The sequence below is a fragment of the Bifidobacterium sp. LH_417 genome (assembly GCF_056357035.1).
In genome coordinates this window covers 103,581-121,490 of the sequence record NZ_JBKEVI010000002.1, presented here as the reverse complement: position 1 = coordinate 121,490, position 17,910 = coordinate 103,581, and the positions used below count along the sequence as shown (strand labels likewise).

The following is a 17,910-nucleotide window of genomic DNA, read 5'->3' as shown; positions in this document are numbered from 1 at the left end:
CCTGACTAGAAGTTAAATGTGGCGGCGATCTTGCCGTCGGTTTGCGCGTAGTCCTGACCGATCTCATCGACCGCATCGCGCATGTCGCCGAGAATGTCCTTCAACTCGGTGATGTCGCGCGTCCACTGTGATTGCGTGTGATAGTACGCCAGTTGCGCGTCACCGCTCCAACTGTCGATCAGACGCTCCACCCGAGCTTCCAGATCATCCAGGACCGAATCGAGATTGTCGGCACCGGTGCCAAGCACCTGTACGAGGCGCTCCATGCCGGAGGGCCTCACCATCAACGGGGAATCCATGGGTCACACTTCCTTTCCGGTCACCGTTCCGTGGGCTTGGGCACGCGACGGCCCGCCATCACGCCGATGGAACGAATCTCGATGTCATCGTCCTCAAGCTTCGGCGCGACATAGCCGAGCCCCTGACGTTTGCCTTTCGACCGGTCGGATCCACCGGCCGCGCCCGGAGCGCCCATCATGCCGCCACGGCCCGTCGCGGCGGCGCCCGAAGCACCGGCCCCGGCCGAAGCGGACTTCAACCCGGCGGCCATGCCGGTCGCACCGGTCACACCTGACGGCATCACCTGCGCCTGCACGGGGGTGTTCGTGAAATACGATCCCGCCGCTCCCACGCCCGCGCCGATCGCGCCGGCTCCGACGCCCGCCGTGCCTACGCCCGCCATCGCGCCCGACAGCGACGAGCCGCCGAATGTGGCCGAGGATCCCAAACCACCCGACACGGGCGAATATCCGGAGCCACCGGGACCCACCAGCGACGAGCCCATATCGGAGTCGACGTCGAGATGCGTGTAATCCGTTGACGGGCCGTCGTACCCCCATTCGCTCCGGTCCGTCGGCTTCCAGATCTGATCGTCGTTCGTGTTCGGATAGACTCTCGTATAGTCGTCCCGATCCACCGGACGCACATAGTCGGAATCGTCGTAGCGCTGATGATCGTCATAGGGGTAGTCGTCGACGTGCCTGTTCCCGCCATTCGGCCATCCGGTGTCCTTCTTGTTCTGTTCGATCTGCTTGAGCGCGTCCTCGTAGCGTCTCCGCTGCTCCTCGTCCCGCGCGTCGTCTCTGTCGTAGATGTCGGGGATACCGTCTCCATCGGAATCGACCCACTCGTCCGGCACGCCGTCCATGTCGTAGTCGTAGTAGTCGGGCAGACCGTCGCCATTCAGGTCGTACGCGCCATTGCCCAGATACGTGCCCGGCCCCGGAACACGGGCCGAGGGAGTCTGCGAGGCCGGCGTCACCGACGTGCCACCGGGACGATTCGGATCCGGGATGATGGGGTCGTCATCATCCCGAGGCCAAGGCTCGGGAATGGGAGGATAGGAATCATCAGGTTCCGGCAACGACTCGTACCGTCCTCCTCCATTGCCGATTGCCGCAAAACGATCCTTCACTTCTTGGAGGATCTTCTTCGCTTCCTTTTCCCGGTTCTCCTTCAGCATGCCGTTGATACGCGCGACGGGATCGGACCATCCGGTGACATCCAGTACCCACCCGAACGCGGGGATGGCGACCTTGGCGAGATTCGTAGCCCCGCTGATCAACGAGCTCGACGTGCCGTCCAACGTATTGCCCGGCAACGCGTCCTGCTGATCCTTGAGATAATCGATGACCGCGTTGCTCCGATCGACGATGTCTCGAATCCGATCCGTCTGTGCCTCAAGCTTCTCCTCGTACCTGAGGTTCACGATGCCTTCGCCGAATGAGATAGCGTCATCGGCTGTCCGCCCCTGGAAGCCTCCCGACGACTCCAACGTCGAACGCACCGAGTTCACCGAATCACGAGCCTCCTGGGACTCCTCCTTCGCGCTTCTCGCGCTTGGCATCTCCCATCGCGGACTCTGGACGATCTGGTTCAACGTACGCTCGCATGAGCCGATGTTCGACTCCGAATAATCGGTGATCGAATCGACGAGCTGCTCGACGACGTCCTTGTCGTCATCCTTGTTCTCGGCCATTGTTCATTCCCTTTCCGTGTTCTTCCTACCGTGAATGACGACCATGCGGGGGCTGCGGCGCCTGAGCGGGCGCGGGAACCGGCGGATACCCCTGCGCGGGCTGCTGCGGCATAGGCGGCCTCGCATACGAGACTGGTGCCGGAGCCGCGGGAACCGGCGGAGCCGCCGGTGCCGGTGGATATGCCTGAGCCGGTGGATACGCCTGAGCCGGCGAAGACTGGACCGAATACCGTCCAGCCGGCGGATAGCCACTCGCGGGGGCCGGCACGACATTCCGCTGCGGACGCTGCGAGCGGCGACGACGCTTCGCCAGCACGACCGCGAGCACGATGCCCGCCGACACCACGACCACACCGACGCCCGCGATCACACCCCACGCCCACACGGGCAATCCTGCCGCCGGCTTCGCATCCGACCGTTCGCCGGACACGGCCCCCGAACCCTTTGCGTCGGCGGTGTTCGTGGCCGAATACTTCATGCAGTCCGAACCGCCATCCGCACGGCACTGCTCGACCTTCTTCCATGCGGCCTGCTGACGCTCATATTCCTTACCAATCAGACCAGCCTCACAGGGAATCGCAAAATCGGTCAGATCGCCGTTCGGTTGGATGCCATCAGGATTTTTCGAACAATCCTGCGTATACCAATCCTTGTATTCCGGATACTGGGCCGCGGCCTTCATCTGATATTCCAGAATCGGGTTCACATCCTTGTATTGGGTTGGATCGACCGTCAGCAACGCGTTCAGATCCACTTCTCCGAAACCGCGTTTCCTCTCCGGATCGATGGTCGGCTTGCCTTTGCCTTCCTTTGTGTTACGAACCAGCGACTGGAGAATCTGGTTGCCCGTCGCATCCGGCCACTTCTGCATCGCCAATGCCAGATATGACGACAACACGGCCGCGGCGGTCGAAGTACCTCCATTGGTGGGGGTCAATGTTCCCGCCATGAGATGTTCCGCGGGGGACAATACCCCCTGCCCATAGGAAAGCACCGCGATATTGCCGTCGACCGTATCCGAAGCCTGTGAAAGAACCCCATTTCGGTCAACATTGTTTACGGTGACTACCCCGGGAAAGTAATTCATCTTCCTCGGGTCGCCAACCAAATCCCGCAATCCGGTGTCGGTGGTATTGGCGCGTGCACTGATGGTGATCACGCCGTATCTCAATGCCGTGACGAAACCCTCATAATCGTAGGACATCATCAACGATCCCTGCGAACGGTTGATAACACGAGCCCCCCATTTCACGGCCGTCGCCTCATCGACACCGTAATCCACCGAGGCCCAATCCGACTTGCCGGATTTACAGTCGTACGACAAATTGGATCCTTTGATCTCACGCCCGTTCGCGATGCTCAGCAGTTTCGCTTTCGGGGCTGCTCCCAGCACCCCCGTTTTGCCGTCATAGTCCTTGCCGTTGCCGGCAATCCAAGTCAACATATCCGTGCCATGCGTATACTGCCAGCTGTCCTCGCCCCGACGAAGAGTAGCCGTCAGGGGTTTCCCGTTAATCACACATTGGGTTTTCACTCTTTTCTTGGAATCCGCTTTCCGGAAGCTGCCCACCTGATACGTGATGTCGGCATCCGCCAGCCCCGGATACTCCCCGATCGGTTGAGTATCGATTACGGCGATCTTGACGCCGGAACCGTCGATGCCCTGCTTCCACGCGTTCTGCACCACGTCGTTCTCCACCGGCCAGCGTCCAGGCTCCTCGGCGTACGCCGACGGCACCACCATGCCCAGACACGCGGCGAACGCCACAGCGCATGTGGCGGCCCGGGCCAATCGCCGTAATCCCCGTTCCAACGTCGTCGCCATATGCTGGTTCTCCCCTTCTTCCGTAATCCCAATCGGAAATCAGATGTCGACGGACGGAAAATCGTCGTCGTCGACCGACGACGTCTTGCCGGTCGGCGGCGCAGGCACTGGCGCATGCGTCGGCACCTGGTCGACCTGCACGGCCGCGGTGGCGAGCTTCTGCGTCAGCCCCTCCTCGAACGCCTCCGTGCTCTGCGTGGCCAGCTCCAGATTCCGCGCATACGTGTGCATCCACTTCGCATAGGCGATCTTGTCTTTGTTGGATGTATCCCTGAGATTCCGCAACGACTCGTTGATGTGCTCGGTGAACGTCATCCGGACACCGCCATGCACCTGGATGTCGGGAGCGGAGGCGCATTGCAGCGCCTTGTCGTCAAGCGTGCGCGACAACTGCCGGGCCTCGTCGGCATCATATCCATACGTCATCGTATCCGTCCCTTCTCCTCACCGTGTTCGGACGTTGTTCGTTCTTGTCTGCGCGAATGACCGATGGTCGGCATGAGGCGTGTGACCCACATCATGCCGACCATCGCATACGACCGTCGGCATCGGCATACCGAGATATGCCGGTTGCCATGCCGACGACCGTCCCCTTCGAATCAGCCGAAGAACTTCGCGGACCTCTGATCGCTGTCCGTGTAGCCTCCGGAGATCTCGGCGGTGGCGCTGGCGATGCGCGAGAGAATGTTGCGCACGTCATCGAGATCGCGATTCCAACGCTGCTGCGCCTGATCGTACGCCTGCTGCGCTTCGCCATTCCACTGTTCGCGCAGGTGGCCGACCTCGCGTTCAAGATCCGACAGCTTCTGGGCGATGCCGTCGGCGCCGTGGCCGATGCTTTCGGACAGAGCGGTTACCTGCTCGGGCCTCACCGAAAAAGATCCAATGGACATGACCATCCTCCAATCGTTGTTGTCTGTTTCCCCGTAATAAATCGAATGTCGTTGGTTTCGGAAGCCGATTCAGCTGAGCATTCCGGCGATCTTCGAGACGGAAGCCTTGTTCGCCTCTTCGTTACGCTCCTGCTCCTGCTCGGTGCTCTTCAGGCTGTCCTTCAGCTGGGTCAGCTGCTCGTTGATGCTGCTGGTCTTCTGATCCCACTGTTCGACGAGATTGCGGTACGCGGTGGCCGCATCGCCGCTCCAATACTGGCCGAGATTCTCAAGCTCCCCCCGGACTCGGGAAATCTCGCTCTTGATGCCGTCCTGCGCGTCCTGAACGGCCTGCTGGCCCTTCGCAAGCGCACCGGCTTCGGCGGAAATCTGGTTCGCCATGGCGTTCACACTCCTTTATGTTCTCCCGGCTCACGCCGTCGTTGGATGATATGCCGAGGAGATTTCCATACAAGAAACCCCTTCCCTATTCAGGGTACCCCCATATCGTTCCCAGCGAAAGCCATGTCTCACGCGGTTCCTCCTGAATTCACGTGGAATTAGCCGAACCGCCAACGATTCCGCCGTTTCACCGCACGCCCGTCCCTCGCGCCGTCGCGCGTACGGGCGGCGTCCATCCGGGAGGGCAGGCGGGCGGGTACGGGCTCATGCCCGCGCCCGGTATGCTCTCGCAGATCAGCCCGCGGGATTCGCGGAACGTGTACTCCGCGAGCGAGACGCGCGCGGCCGCCACGTTCGCCATCAGCAGCGGCACGTCCACGAACGCCATCGCCCGGACCGTCGCATCCGCCCACCGCAACAACTCGTTCCCGCGCATGGTCAACGGGCGCATGTCCGGACCGTCCGGCGGCTGCAACGCGAAACGCGACCGGGAATCCGACCGGGCGGCCGCGTCGCCGATCGCCATGCTCGCCGCGATGTCCGCGCCCAACGGGAGCGCATGCCCGACGACCAATTGACCGACCGACGCGGCGAGCATCGCCTGCTCCGACTCCGCGCTCGGCATGGTGAACACCACATGCCGCCAATGCCGGGTCACACCGTACACATCGTTCGGCCCGGACTGCCATCCGATCAGACGGCCGTGCGTGTAGTCGAGCAGCATCCAACCGGCCGCATACGCGGACGCCAGACGGTCCGCGGCGCCCGGCCCAGCCAGCCACCGTTCCGTCCGGTTCGACACCACGCGCGCCGCCACGTTCCCCTGCGACAGCGGATTGTCCAGCAAGCGTCCCCTGGGTCTGCGCATCGTCGCCTCGCTTTCCGATCCCGGCCGCTCCCCGATCGAGCTTCCGGTACCGTCCAGTCTACAACCACGGCCCAGCGGTCCTCACGGCCCGGCGGCTCAGTACGTCTTCAGCGCGAGGTCGATGGTGAGGACGATGCCGGCGATCACGGCGGCGGCGCGCATCACGTTCGCGGGGATGCGGCGGGTGATGGGCGGGGCGATGTAGCCGCCGATGAAGCATCCGACGCACAGCATAATCGCGGCCGGCCAGTCGACCGCGCCGCACACGATGAACACGATGGACGCGGTGATGTTCGCGCCCGTGCCGATCAGCGTCTTCAACGCGTTGATCTTGTGGAACGGGCCGATCTTCGCCGCGTCGAGCACGGCGAGCGCGAGCGTGCCCGCGCCGGCGCCGAAATATCCGGAGTAGACAGCGACCGCGACGACGCCGATCCACACCCACCAGGAGTCCTGCTTCAACGGCTGCACCGGCCGTTCGAGGGAATCCGCGCCGACGGACGCGCCGCTGCCGCCATCATTGCCGTCGCCGTCCTGCATGCGCGTCAGCTGCGCGTGCGCGTCGGCGGCCGCCTGCTTGGCCTGCATGCGCCCGCGCGGATTGACGGCGATGATGAGCGACGAGAACAGGATTAGCGCGGGCGCGGCGAATTCGAACACCTTCGGGTCGAGTTCGAGCAGCAGGTACGCGCCGGCCACGCCGCCTACCGCGCCGATGGACACGTAGACGGCGACGCGCAGCGCCTGTCCTTTGAGCTCGCGGCGCGCGCCCATCACGCCGCCGATGCCGGTGCCGACCACACCCACCGTGTTCGACGCGTTCGCGAGCACCGGGGGGATGCCGCAGGCGAGCAGCGCCGGATACGACACGAGCGACGACGCGCCCACCGCGTATCCGACGAATCCGGCACCCACTCCGGCGAGCAGGATCAACAACAACGTAAGAACGGAGAAACCCGCGATCATCCCTTGCATCTCCTTACGGTTCAGGGCCCGTCACCGGGCCTTGAGCGAGGATACGCCGTTGGGGACGAATCGCGGGTTTTCTCTTGCTATGCGGACTTACGTCACAGGGTCTCGTTGTACTTGCGCACGGCGAGGGTGCGGCGCGAGGAGGCGACGTTCTCGACGACGAGACGCTTCAGGGCGGCGTCGGCGTCGGCGTGGGCGGCGAGCCAGGATTCGCCGAGCGAGACCAGCGTGGCCGGATCGGCGTAGCCCGGGTAGAGGCCGTTGAGCAGCGCCTCGGCCATGTGGTAGGTCTTGTTCGACCAGATCCAGTCGATCGTGTCGAAGTACTTCGCGGCGTACGGCTCGGCCAGGTCGGGGCGCGGCGTGGCGGCGAACCCGCGGGCCACGGCCTCCAGCTGGCTGTTGGTGAGGTCCGCGTTGTGGAGCGCCTGGTCCCACGCCCAGGCCTTCGCCTCGGCGGTGCCCTTGACCGCGTGCGCGCCGTAGGCGAACTCGCGGTTCTCGGTGGTCTCCTTGCGCTTGAGCTGCGCGTCGATGTCCTCGTCGGAGTATTCGTTCACGCTGGCGAGCGCGTTGACGATCGTCCACGTGAAGTTGTTGTCGATCTCCAGGCCGTCGAACGTCACGGAACCGGAGAGCAGGCCGCGCGCGTTGGCGGCGAACGCGGCGTCGCCCTCCTCGCCGTAGCCGAGGTAGGCGGTGGCGAGCTGGAACTGCGCGTCGGAGCCGGGTTCGGCGGCGCGCACGAGCTTGAACAGTTCGGCGGCCACATGCTTGAGGACTTCGTCGCGGCGCGAGGCGGCCACGTAGTGGTGCGCGGTGGTGCTCATGCAGGCGAGCGCGTAGCGGAACGTGGTGGATTCGGTCTCGTGGGCGAGCAGGCGCAGCGTCATATCCACGAAACGCTCGGCCGGGAATTCGCCGTCGCGGGTCATGTCCCAGAAGGCGAGCCAGATCACGGCGCGGGCGAGCGCGTCGTCCACGTCCTGCAGATGCTCTTCGGCGAAGGCGAGCGAGGCCTCGTCGAAGCGGATCTTCGTGTAGGTGAGGTCCTCGTCGTTGACGAGCAGCAGTGCGGGACGGCGCTTGCCGGCGGCCGCCTCGACGACGGTGGTCTCGCCGTCCACGTCGAGTTCGACGCGGTCGGTGCGCACGACCTTGCCGCTCGTCTTGTCCAGATCGTAGAAGCCGACGACGAGACGGTGCGGGCGGAGCACGGGGTGTTCGGCAGGCGCGGTCTGCGTGAGCGTGAGCGCGGCGATCGTGCCGTCCTTGCCTTCCTCGACGGCGGGCGTGATCGTGTTGATGCCGGATTCCTCCAGCCACTTCGCGCTCCACGCCTTGAGGTCGCGGCCGGAGGTGGCCTCCAGTTCGCCCAGCAAATCGGCGAGCGTCGCGTTCGAGTACGCGTGCTTGTCGAGGTAGTTGTGGATGCCCTGGAAGAACTTCGTGCGGCCCACGTAGAACACGAGCTGCTTGAGCACGGAGGCGCCCTTCGCGTAGGTGATGCCGTCGAAGTTCACGTACGTGTCGTTGAGGTCGTTGATCGGCGCGACGATCGGGTGCGTGGTGGGCAGCTGGTCCTGGCGCAGCGCCCAGCTCTTCTCGCCGGAGCAGAACGTGGCCCACGCGTCGTGCCATTCGGTGGCTTCGGCGGTGGCGAGCGTGGAGGTGAACTCGGCGAAGGACTCGTTGAGCCACAGGTCGTTCCACCATTTCATCGTCACGTAGTCGCCGAACCACATGTGGGCGAGCTCGTGCAGGACGGTGACGACGCGGCGCTCGGCGAGCGCGTCCGTCACCTTGGATTCGAACACGTAGGAGTCGCGGATGGTGACCATGCCGATGTTCTCCATCGCGCCCGCGTTGTATTCCGGCACGTAGATCTGGTCGTACTTGGCGTACGGGTAGGGCACGCCCCAGGTCTTCGCGTAGAAGGCGAAGCCCTTCTTGGTGATGTCGAACAGGTAGTCGACGTCCTTGGCGAACGCGTCGGCGAGCGACTGGCGGCAGTATTGGGCCATCGGCACGATGCGGCCGTCCTCGTTGGCGTATTCGGTGTGCCATTCGGCGTACGGGCCGGCGCAGATGGCGGTCAGGTAGGAGCTCATCACCGGGGTCGGCTCGAAGCTCCACAGCTTGGTCGTCTCGTTCGGCTTCGCCTCGAGCGTGCCGTCGGCGGTCTCGCGCGCGAAGTCCTCGACGGACGCGACCGGCATGTTGGACGTGACGATCCAGCTCTTCGGGGCGAGCACCTTGAAGTCGAAGGTGGCCTTGAGGTCGGGCTGGTCGAACACGGCGTACACGCGGCGGGCGTCCGGCACCTCGAACTGGGAGTACAGGTACACGTTGCCGTCGGACGGGTCGACGGAACGGTGCAGGCCCTCGCCGGTGTTGGAGTAGCGGCACGTGGCGTCGACGACGACCTCGTTCTTCTCCTGAAGATCCTTGAGTTCGATGCGGTCGTCGGCGAACACCTCGGCCGGGTCGAGCTCGCGGCCGTTGAGCGTGACCGCGCCCACCTCGTCGGCGATGAGGTCGAGGAAGGTGGACGAGCCGGGCTTCGCGTTGAAGCAGATCAGGGTGTGGGAGCCGAAGGTCTTCGCGCCGACGGTCAGGTCGAGGTCCACGTGGTAGTGGATGGGCGCCTCGACGATCGTCTTGCGCTCCTCGGCCTCGATGCGGGTCAGGTTTGATCCGGGCATGGTGTTCCTACTGTTCCTTTCCTATGAACATGCTCCCCCTGGATTCAGGGGGAGCTGGCCGGCCGTCAAGCCGGGCTGAGGGGGCTGCCGGAAGATCCGGTCAGTGCTGTTCGGTGACATCGGTGGCGATGTCGGCCACGACGGGCACGATCATCGGCTTGCGACGCAGCTGGCGGGCGATCCAGCCGCCGAGTGTACGGCGCATGATCTGCTGCAGCTTGTACGTGTCGGTGGTGCCGGCCATGAGCGCGTCGTTGAGCTGTTCGACGATCTGGTGGCGCACCTTGTCGAACTCGCTCTCGTCCTCGGCCACGGCGTTCAGGTAGATCTTCGGACCGGAGACGACCTCGCGGGCCTCGGAGTCGACCACGACGAACGCGGAGACGAAGCCCTCGGTGCCGAGGATGCGGCGCTTCTCCAGCTCCTCGTCGGTGAGCTCGCCGACCGAGTCGCCGTCGACGTACACGTAGCCGCACGGCACGGAGCCGACGACCGCGGCCTTGCCGTGGTACAGGTCGACGACGTCGCCGTCCTCGGCGAGCACGACGTTCTGCGGATCGACGCCGGTCTTCACGGCGATCAGGCCGTTGGCGACGAGGTGGCGGTTCTCACCGTGGATCGGCATCGCGCACTTCGGCTTGACGATGTTGTACATGTACAGCAGCTCGCCCTCGTTGCAGTGGCCGGAGACGTGCACGGCCGCGTTGTCGCGGTTGACGACCTTCGCGCCGAGCTGGACGAGCTTGTTGATGACCTTGTACACGCCGTGCTCGTTGCCCGGGATGAGCGAGCTGGCGAGGATCACGGTGTCGAACTCGTTGACGTGGATGTCGCGGTGGTTGCCGTCGGCAATGCGGCCGAGGGCGGCCATCGGCTCACCCTGGGAGCCGGTGCACATGTAGACGAGCTTGTCGTCCTGGATGTCGTTGGCCTGCTTGAGATCCACGACGGTGCCTTCGGGGATGTGCAGGTAGCCGAGGTCGGCGGCGATGGACATGTTGCGCACCATCGAACGGCCGACGAACACGACCTTGCGGCCGTACTTGTGGGCGGTGTCGACGACCTGCTGCACGCGGTGGACGTGCGAGGAGAAGCTCGCGACGATGATCTTGCGGGTGGCCTGCGCGAACGCCTGGTCGAGCGCCGGGCCGATGGAGGTCTCCGGCTTGACGAAGCCCGGCACCTCGGCGTTCGTGGAGTCCATCATGAGCAGGTCCACGCCCTTCTCGCCGATCTTGCCGAACTCGACGAGGTCGGTGATCTTATGGTCGAGCGGCAGCTGGTCGAGCTTGATGTCGCCGGTGTCGATGAGGGAGCCGGCCGGGGTCTTCACGTGCACGGCGAGCGCGTCCGGAATGGAGTGGGTCACGGTGATGAACTCGAGGTCGAACGGGCCGACCTTGAGCTTGTCGCGGCCTTCGACCTCCACCTTGGTGGGGTTGATGTGGTGCTCCTTGCACTTCGCGTCGACGAAGGCGAGGGTGAGCTTGGAGCCGATCAGCGGGATGTCCTTGCGCAGCTTGAGCAGGTAGGGGACGCCGCCGATGTGGTCTTCGTGACCGTGGGTGAGCACGAGCGCCTCGACCTTGTCGAGACGGTCCTTGATGTAGTGGAAGTCGGGCAGGATGAGGTCGACGCCCGGCTGCTCCTCTTCGGGGAAGAGCACGCCGCAGTCGATGAGCAGCAGGTGGCCGTTGTATTCGATGACGTTCATGTTGCGGCCGATTTCGCCGAGGCCACCGAGCGGCGTGATGCGCATCGAGCCCTTGCGGTACTTCGGCGGAGCGATGAGCACGGCGTCCTGCTGGGGCGCGGTGGCCTGCGTGCCGACGTTCTGGTGGCGGGCGCGGGAGGCTCCGCCGCGGCCGCGGCCGGTGCCCTTGCCGCGGGTCGAGGAGCCGCGGCGGCGCGAGGTGCCCGAGTTCTTGGAGGAGTTCTTGGTGTTCTTGTCTTTGTCTTGTGCCATTGCTTTCTTGTGTTTCCTGTAATTCTTGCCTTCGTGCTCTCACGAAGGCGACAGATGTGTCGGCTGCCCGCCGGCCCATGCGCGCGGGAATCCGCGTATGCACGCGAACGGCCCCGGTCCCCCGTCGCGGGCGTCGTCACGCCACGCGCGAACGGGGGCACCGGGGCCTCGTCGCCCTTTACAGCAGGCCTGCGGCCCGCATGCCCATCTCGGCCTTTTCGAGCTGGTTGGCGTCCGGTCCGACGTTCGGCAGACGCATGTACGTGGAGTCGAGCACGCCGCGGACCTTGAGCGCGGCCTTGGCCATGACGGCCTGGTAGCCGTCGCCGTTGAGCGCGTGGACGAGCGGTGCGAGCTGGTTGGCGAGGCGCTGCGCCTCGTGGATGTCGCCGCGGTCGAAGGCCTCGACGAGCTGGCGCATGGGGTTCGCGGCCGCATGCGCGATGACGGAGATGATGCCGACGGCGCCGATGGAGAGGAACGGCAGGAACAGGCCGTCGTCGCCCGAATACCAGGCGAGGCCGGTGCGCTGCTGCTTCTCGACGGCCGCGGCGAGGTCGCCGGTGGCGTCCTTGACGGCCACGACGTGTTCGAGCTCAGCGAGACGGTCGTAGGTGTCGACCGTCACCTTGAGCCCGGTGCGTCCGGGCACGTCGTAGACGATGATCGGCTTGTCGGTGCTTTCGTCGACGGCCTTGTAGTGGCCGAAGACGCCGTCCTGGGACGGGCGGGAGTAGTAGGGCATGACGACGAGCACCGCGTCGGCGCCCGCCTCCTGGGTCTGTTCGACCATGCGCACGGTGTGCGCGGTGTCGTTGGAGCCGGCGCCGGAGATGACCGGCACGTCCACGACCTCCTTGACCGCACGGACGAGGTCGACCTTCTCGTCCATGTGGGTGACGGGCGATTCGCCGGTGGTGCCGTTGACGACGAGGCCGTCGGCGCCGTCGGCGACGAGCTGCTTGGCGAGCTTCTGCGCCGCCTCGTAATCGACGTCGCCGTTGGACTTCATCGGGGTGACCATCGCGGGCAGGATACGCCCGAACGGGGCAGGATTCAGCAGATGCATAGCGCTCTCAGTCATAGTGTTCACCGTACTTCGCGTTGTGGACTCTTTATGTAACGTATGACGTTCCGTCGCAGAACCCGATCACAGATCGAGGAACTGGTCGAGGCCGACGGTGAGTCCCGCAGGGGCGTCGCCGGCGAGCTTGCGCACGGCGAGGAGCACGCCGGGCATGAACGAGCCGCGGTCGAAGCTGTCGGCGCGGATGACGAGCTGCTCGCCGGCGTTGCCGAAGAGCACCTCCTCGTGCGCGTTGAGGCCCCTCAGGCGCACGGCGTGCACGTGGACGCCGTCGACGACCTGGCCGCGCGAGCCGCCGTCGGTCTGCGTGTTGTCCGGCACGGGGCCGAGGCCTGCGGCCTTGCGCGCGGCGGCGATGCCGGCCGCGGTGTGGATGGCGGTGCCGGAGGGCGCGTCCACCTTGTCCGGGTGGTGCAGCTCGATGACCTCCACCGACTCGAAGTACTTGGCGGCCTGCGTGGAGAAGTGGTCAGCGAGCACGGCGGAGATCGCGAAGTTCGGCGCGATGAACACCTTCTGGCTCTCCGGGCGCGGGCCGGCTGCGATGGCCTCACGCACCTTCGCGAGCTTCTCCTCGGTCCAGCCGGTGGTGCCGACGACCACGTCGACGCCCTGCGCGACGAGCGCGAGCACGTTCGTCAGGCTCACGGCGGGCACGGTGAATTCGACGACGACGTCCGTGTTGTCCGGCGTGATGGCGGTGAGGTCGTCGCCCGCGTCGAGCGCGAGCGCGAGCTGCGTGTCGGCCGCGCCGTTCACCGCGTCCACCACATGCGATCCCATGCGGCCCTTCGCTCCGACCACCGAAACCCTGATCATGTTGTGCTCCTTTTCTTCGATTCGTTCCCTGCGCGTGCGCGACGCGCATGCTGTCGTATCCGTCACGAGCCTATCACCGCGGACGCGGCCGTCGCCGTTTCGCCCATCTGTCAGACACGCCGCATCTGCGGCAGACCGGCGCGGAACGTCACCGCGGCGCATCGTCGCGCCGTAGCCCGGCGCATGCCGCACTGCGTCATTCGAGCAGTCCCAGCAGGTCGTCGCGGGTGAGCGAGGCGATGGACGCGGGCGCCGCCTCGGCGAGCGCCGACGCGTCGGTGAATTGCCGTGCGAGCGCGCTCTTCGTGTGCTGCAGTTCGAGGATGCGCTCCTCGATCGTGTCCTTGGCGACGATCCGGTACACGTCCACATCGTGGCGTTGGCCGATGCGGTGCGCGCGGTCGGTGGCCTGATCCTGCGCGGCCGCGTTCCACCATGGGTCGGCGTGGATGACGACGCTCGCGCCGACGAGGTTCAGTCCGGTGTTGCCGGCCTTGAGCGAGATGAGGAACACGGGTGTCGCGTCGGCGTTGAACCGGTCGACGAGTTCGAGGCGGTGTTTCTTCGGCGTGGAGCCGTCGATCCGATAGTATCGGACGCCCTCATGGTCGAGCCGCTCGCCAATCAGGTCGAGGAACCCGGTGAACTGGGAGAAGACGAGCGCCTTCTTGCCTTCGGACATGCAGCTGGAGACGAGTTCGGCGATGGCGGCGAGCTTCGCGGACCGGTCCTTCGCGTTCGCGTAGAGGAGCCGCGGGTCGCAGCAGATCTGGCGCAGTCCGGTCAGTTCGGCGAGGATGCGGATCTTCGACGTGTTGAAATCGTCGTCGCCCTCGTGTTCGAGCTGTTTGCGCAGCCGCTGCTCGTGCGCCGCGTAGAGCTTGCGTTGTTCGCCTTCCAACTGCACGGTGACGGTGGTCTCGATCTTGTCGGGCAGGTCGGTGAGCACCTGCGACTTGAGCCGTCGTTTGATGAACACGCCGACGAGCGCCTGGAGACGCCGCGCCACGCGCAGCTCTTCCGGGTTGACCTGCGCGGCGGCGCGTCCCTCGGCGCTGTCGGCGTCCGCGGCGCGGCCGCCCGAGATCGGCAGCTCGTAGCGTTCGTGGAAGCGCTTGTATGAGCCGAGCAGTCCGGGCATGAGGAAGTCGAAGATGCTCCACAGTTCGCTCAGCCGGTTCTCGATCGGCGTGCCGGTCAGCGCGAACCGATGGGCGGCGTCGACGGTCTTGACGGCCTTGGCGATCTTGGTCGTGTGGTTCTTGATGACCTGCGCCTCGTCGAGCGCCATCACGTCGAAACGCACGTCCCGGTAGTCGTCCACGTCGCGGCGCAGCAGGTCATACGAAGTGATGAGCACGGTAGCCGCGGTCCCGCCGCCGGTGGAACGCGCATCATCCGCATCATCCGCACCATCCACGGCATCCGCGCCGGCCGGATCATGCCCTCCGTCCGCCACGCCGCCCGCATACCGCGCAATCGCGGCGCGGCGCTCCGCCTTCGTACCGGCGACCGTGACGGCACGCACGTCGGGCGCGAACTTCGCGAACTCGGCGGCCCAGTTGTAGACGAGCGAGGCGGGGCACACGACGAGCGACGGCAAGGCGCGTTCCGACCGAGCGTCCGCAGCACCCGCGATATCCACAGCACCCGCAACGCCCGCCGTGTTCATAGCACCAGCAACGCCCTCCGTGTCCGTAGCACCCGCGGCACCAGCGGCACTCACAGCATCCGCGCCGTCCTGCTGTCCGGCCCCACACCGCTCACCCGCGAGCGCGACGAGCAGCGTGATGAGCTGCACGGATTTGCCGAGTCCCATCTCGTCGGCGAGAATGCCGCCGAACCCCTTGTCGCACAGGGTGCGCAGCCACCGGTAGCCGTCCACCTGATACGGTCTGAGCACGTGGGCAAGTTCCGCCGGCACCTGGTAGCGCTCGGGGTCGATGGCCTTGAGCTCGTCCACATACGCCATGAACGAGGGCTCCTTGACGACGCCCTCCCCGGCGAGCTCGCCGTCGAGCAGGAACGCCTGCATGCCGGGCAGCGTGACCGGCCCCGCGTCAAGTTCGGATTCGTCCAGGTCGAAATCGCCGGCGAACCGGTCGAGCGCCTCCAGATCCGCGCCCTTCAGATCGACGAACGTGCCGTCCTTCAGACGGTGGAAACGTTGACGGCGACGGTAGGCGGCGAGCAGCGAGCCGACCTCGTCGGCCGGCACTTCGTCGGCGATCGGCGAGATCTCCACGAGATTCGACTTGACCGACAGGCCGACCTTCACGCTCGGCGGCTTCGGCGCGAGCATACGGTCGAACGCGGGCGTGGTGAACACCTTGCCTTGTGCGCGCAACGCGGCGAGTCCCTCGTCGAACAGGGCGACGATGCGCGTGGTCTCGTCCCGGCCGATGCGCCCGGGCTGCGCGGGGTCGTCCACGGAGAAGTACGTGCGCACGGTATCGAACATGGTGCGCTCCGCCCCGAAGTCACGCCCGGCACCGACCTCGGGCCTCAATCCCGGCGCGAAATCACCGCCGCTTTGGGGCACGACGATCATCTCGCGCGAACCGTACCGGGCCTTCGCCTCGCAGGTGACGCCCCGCTCGTCGCGGTCAAGATAGAACTCGGGCTCGCATGCGACGGGCCGCAACAGCACGATCTCCTTCGGCACGTTGCCGGCCGGCAGGAGACCGCTGTCGAGCAGACGCGGCAGCAGCGTGCGCGCGAACAGGGGCGCATCATCGAAGGCGATGCGCTCCCCCGTGACCGAGTCCGCACCGTCCGAGTACGGGTCCGGCGCGGCACACACCACGGGCAGCAGGTCGGCGACCGGCTCCAGCGCCTTCGGACAACGCACGAACCGGTATCCGGCGGCGCTCACATGCAACGTCTCACGTCCCTGCCGGGAGAGCCTCGTACCGCCTGGGCGCGCGGCACGGCCGCCCCTCCCCACGGGAGGCAACATCAGCCATACGCCGCGTTCCCCCGTGATCGTGGCCGCGACCGGCGGCGTGCCGGCGAGCGCATACCCGTCGACGCCGCCGTCACCGCTGATGCGCGTCATCGTCACGACCGGCGCGAACGCGGGCGTCCGCTCCCCCGTCCGAGCGCCGTCAAGGTCAGCACCCCCATCCGGAACGTTCTCGACGTGCACGGTGGATGGCGACGACATGTACCAGGCATCGACCACCAGACCGATGTCGTCGCCGGCGACCAGGTCGAGTATGCGCGCGACCTCGGATTCGGCCAGCGTGAGATGCCGCCCGATGTCGATGGAACCGAGCCTGCCGTACCGGGAGTCCTGAAGATCCACCGCCCGGCGCAGATCAGCCGCCTGCGCGAGGAAGCCGAGCAACGCGCGTGCATGGGGATCGAACATGCCGGGAGTATGCGTGAACGCGAGCTTCTTGCCGTATTCGCGATATCGACGGAAGCGCACGTCGTCAAGCAGGTCGTCGATGGATTTGAGCACGTAGGAGACCCCGCCGCGCAAGCCGATGCGGAACTGCACGCTCCACCGGCCGTCCAGATAGGTGAGGACCGGCGTGAGCTCCACGTCGCCGGGGTGCGGCGCGTGCCGTTCCGGCTCGCCGCTCCGCCGTTGCCGGGCGCGCACGGCATGTCCGGCACGCCCGTCTGCGTCGCCGTCCGATGTGCCGGCGGCGATCATGGCCGCGCGGCGTTTCGCCTGACGCTCCAACTCCTCCTGCTCGTCAATGCGCTGCATGGCGGCGAGCAGACCCCGGGAGGAGCGTACCGCCCCTCCCGATCCATACCCGCGGAACGCCTCCGGATCGGCGACGAACGCCAGCACGAGCGCGGCCATATGCTTGCAGATGTCGTATCCGCGCGTATAGGCGGGACAGGTGCAGCCGCCGCCGGTGACATCGCCGGTGTCCGTGTGGAAGTACACGTTGACCGTGTACCGGCTGGAGGGGCTGGAACTGCCGCGGACCCGCCCGGAGATCGTCGCGAGGCCGGTGCGCGCGTCCAGTTCGTAGACGAGGTCGTCCATCTTGCCGGCGCGCGCCGATGCGATCGCGCGGGCGCGCATGAGCACCACGGGCGAGGCGTTCGTCGCCAGCGAAACACGCAGGGAATTCAGCGGGATGCCAGTGTCGCCCCCGTCATTCCAGATATCGCCCCGGGCATCGTCCTCATCCCATGCGCCGTAGCCGAATCCATATCCGAAGCCGTCGGCCCCACCGAAGCCGTCGGCCCCACCGAAGCCGTCGGCGGCATCGGCATCATAGGCATCCCCTTCGCCGTCCACATGTCCGAACACGTTGAACCCCATCCACGGCTCCTTTCGTCTCCGCCATTCTAGTGGAGAAACCATCGCAGGCCCATATGACGCCGTTCACCGCCCATTCCGTCATTCCTTTGGTTCTTGGCGCATTCCCTTGGTAACCGAATGCACAT

General features: G+C 65.7%; 13 protein-coding genes. All 13 read right to left on the bottom strand.

Features of this window, described 5'->3' with window-relative positions:
* Positions 1-5: 5 nt before the first annotated feature.
* Complete coding sequence (locus AC1AYR_RS02650; protein WP_476511258.1) at positions 6-299, bottom strand: WXG100 family type VII secretion target; 294 nt, start codon at positions 297-299, stop codon at positions 6-8.
* Positions 300-319: 20 nt separating this feature from the next.
* Positions 320-1,978, bottom strand: a complete 1,659-nt coding sequence (locus AC1AYR_RS02645) for a hypothetical protein (RefSeq protein ID WP_476511259.1) — start codon at positions 1,976-1,978, stop codon at positions 320-322.
* A 25-nt stretch (positions 1,979-2,003) separates the two neighbouring features.
* On the bottom strand, positions 2,004-3,803 hold the full coding sequence (locus AC1AYR_RS02640; RefSeq protein ID WP_476511260.1) for a S8 family serine peptidase: 1,800 nt from the start codon (positions 3,801-3,803) through the stop codon (positions 2,004-2,006).
* A gap of 39 nt (positions 3,804-3,842) precedes the next feature.
* The gene (locus AC1AYR_RS02635; protein WP_476511261.1) at positions 3,843-4,229 is read right to left on the bottom strand and encodes a hypothetical protein; all 387 of its coding nucleotides are present in this window, start codon (positions 4,227-4,229) and stop codon (positions 3,843-3,845) included.
* Between the two features lie 173 nt (positions 4,230-4,402).
* On the bottom strand, positions 4,403-4,696 hold the full coding sequence (locus tag AC1AYR_RS02630) for a WXG100 family type VII secretion target (RefSeq protein ID WP_476555128.1): 294 nt from the start codon (positions 4,694-4,696) through the stop codon (positions 4,403-4,405).
* 69 nt (positions 4,697-4,765) lie between these two features.
* Positions 4,766-5,077, bottom strand: a complete 312-nt coding sequence (locus tag AC1AYR_RS02625) for a WXG100 family type VII secretion target (RefSeq protein WP_476511263.1) — start codon at positions 5,075-5,077, stop codon at positions 4,766-4,768.
* A gap of 187 nt (positions 5,078-5,264) precedes the next feature.
* Positions 5,265-5,924, bottom strand: coding sequence for a hypothetical protein (locus AC1AYR_RS02620; RefSeq protein WP_476511264.1), 660 nt, complete (start codon positions 5,922-5,924; stop codon positions 5,265-5,267).
* 117 nt (positions 5,925-6,041) lie between these two features.
* Complete coding sequence (locus AC1AYR_RS02615) at positions 6,042-6,911, bottom strand: sulfite exporter TauE/SafE family protein (RefSeq protein ID WP_476511265.1); 870 nt, start codon at positions 6,909-6,911, stop codon at positions 6,042-6,044.
* A gap of 101 nt (positions 6,912-7,012) precedes the next feature.
* Positions 7,013-9,622: an aminopeptidase N gene (pepN, locus tag AC1AYR_RS02610; protein WP_476511266.1), complete on the bottom strand. Its 2,610-nt coding sequence runs from the start codon at positions 9,620-9,622 to the stop codon at positions 7,013-7,015.
* Positions 9,623-9,722: 100 nt separating this feature from the next.
* Positions 9,723-11,588: a ribonuclease J gene (locus tag AC1AYR_RS02605; RefSeq protein ID WP_476511267.1), complete on the bottom strand. Its 1,866-nt coding sequence runs from the start codon at positions 11,586-11,588 to the stop codon at positions 9,723-9,725.
* Between the two features lie 178 nt (positions 11,589-11,766).
* Positions 11,767-12,672, bottom strand: a complete 906-nt coding sequence (dapA, locus tag AC1AYR_RS02600) for a 4-hydroxy-tetrahydrodipicolinate synthase (RefSeq protein WP_476511268.1) — start codon at positions 12,670-12,672, stop codon at positions 11,767-11,769.
* Positions 12,673-12,738: 66 nt separating this feature from the next.
* Positions 12,739-13,494, bottom strand: a complete 756-nt coding sequence (dapB, locus tag AC1AYR_RS02595) for a 4-hydroxy-tetrahydrodipicolinate reductase (protein ID WP_476511269.1) — start codon at positions 13,492-13,494, stop codon at positions 12,739-12,741.
* Between the two features lie 196 nt (positions 13,495-13,690).
* A complete protein-coding gene (locus tag AC1AYR_RS02590; RefSeq protein ID WP_476511270.1) occupies positions 13,691-17,785 on the bottom strand; it encodes a DEAD/DEAH box helicase in 4,095 nt (1,364 codons plus the stop codon).
* Positions 17,786-17,910 lie beyond the last annotated feature (125 nt).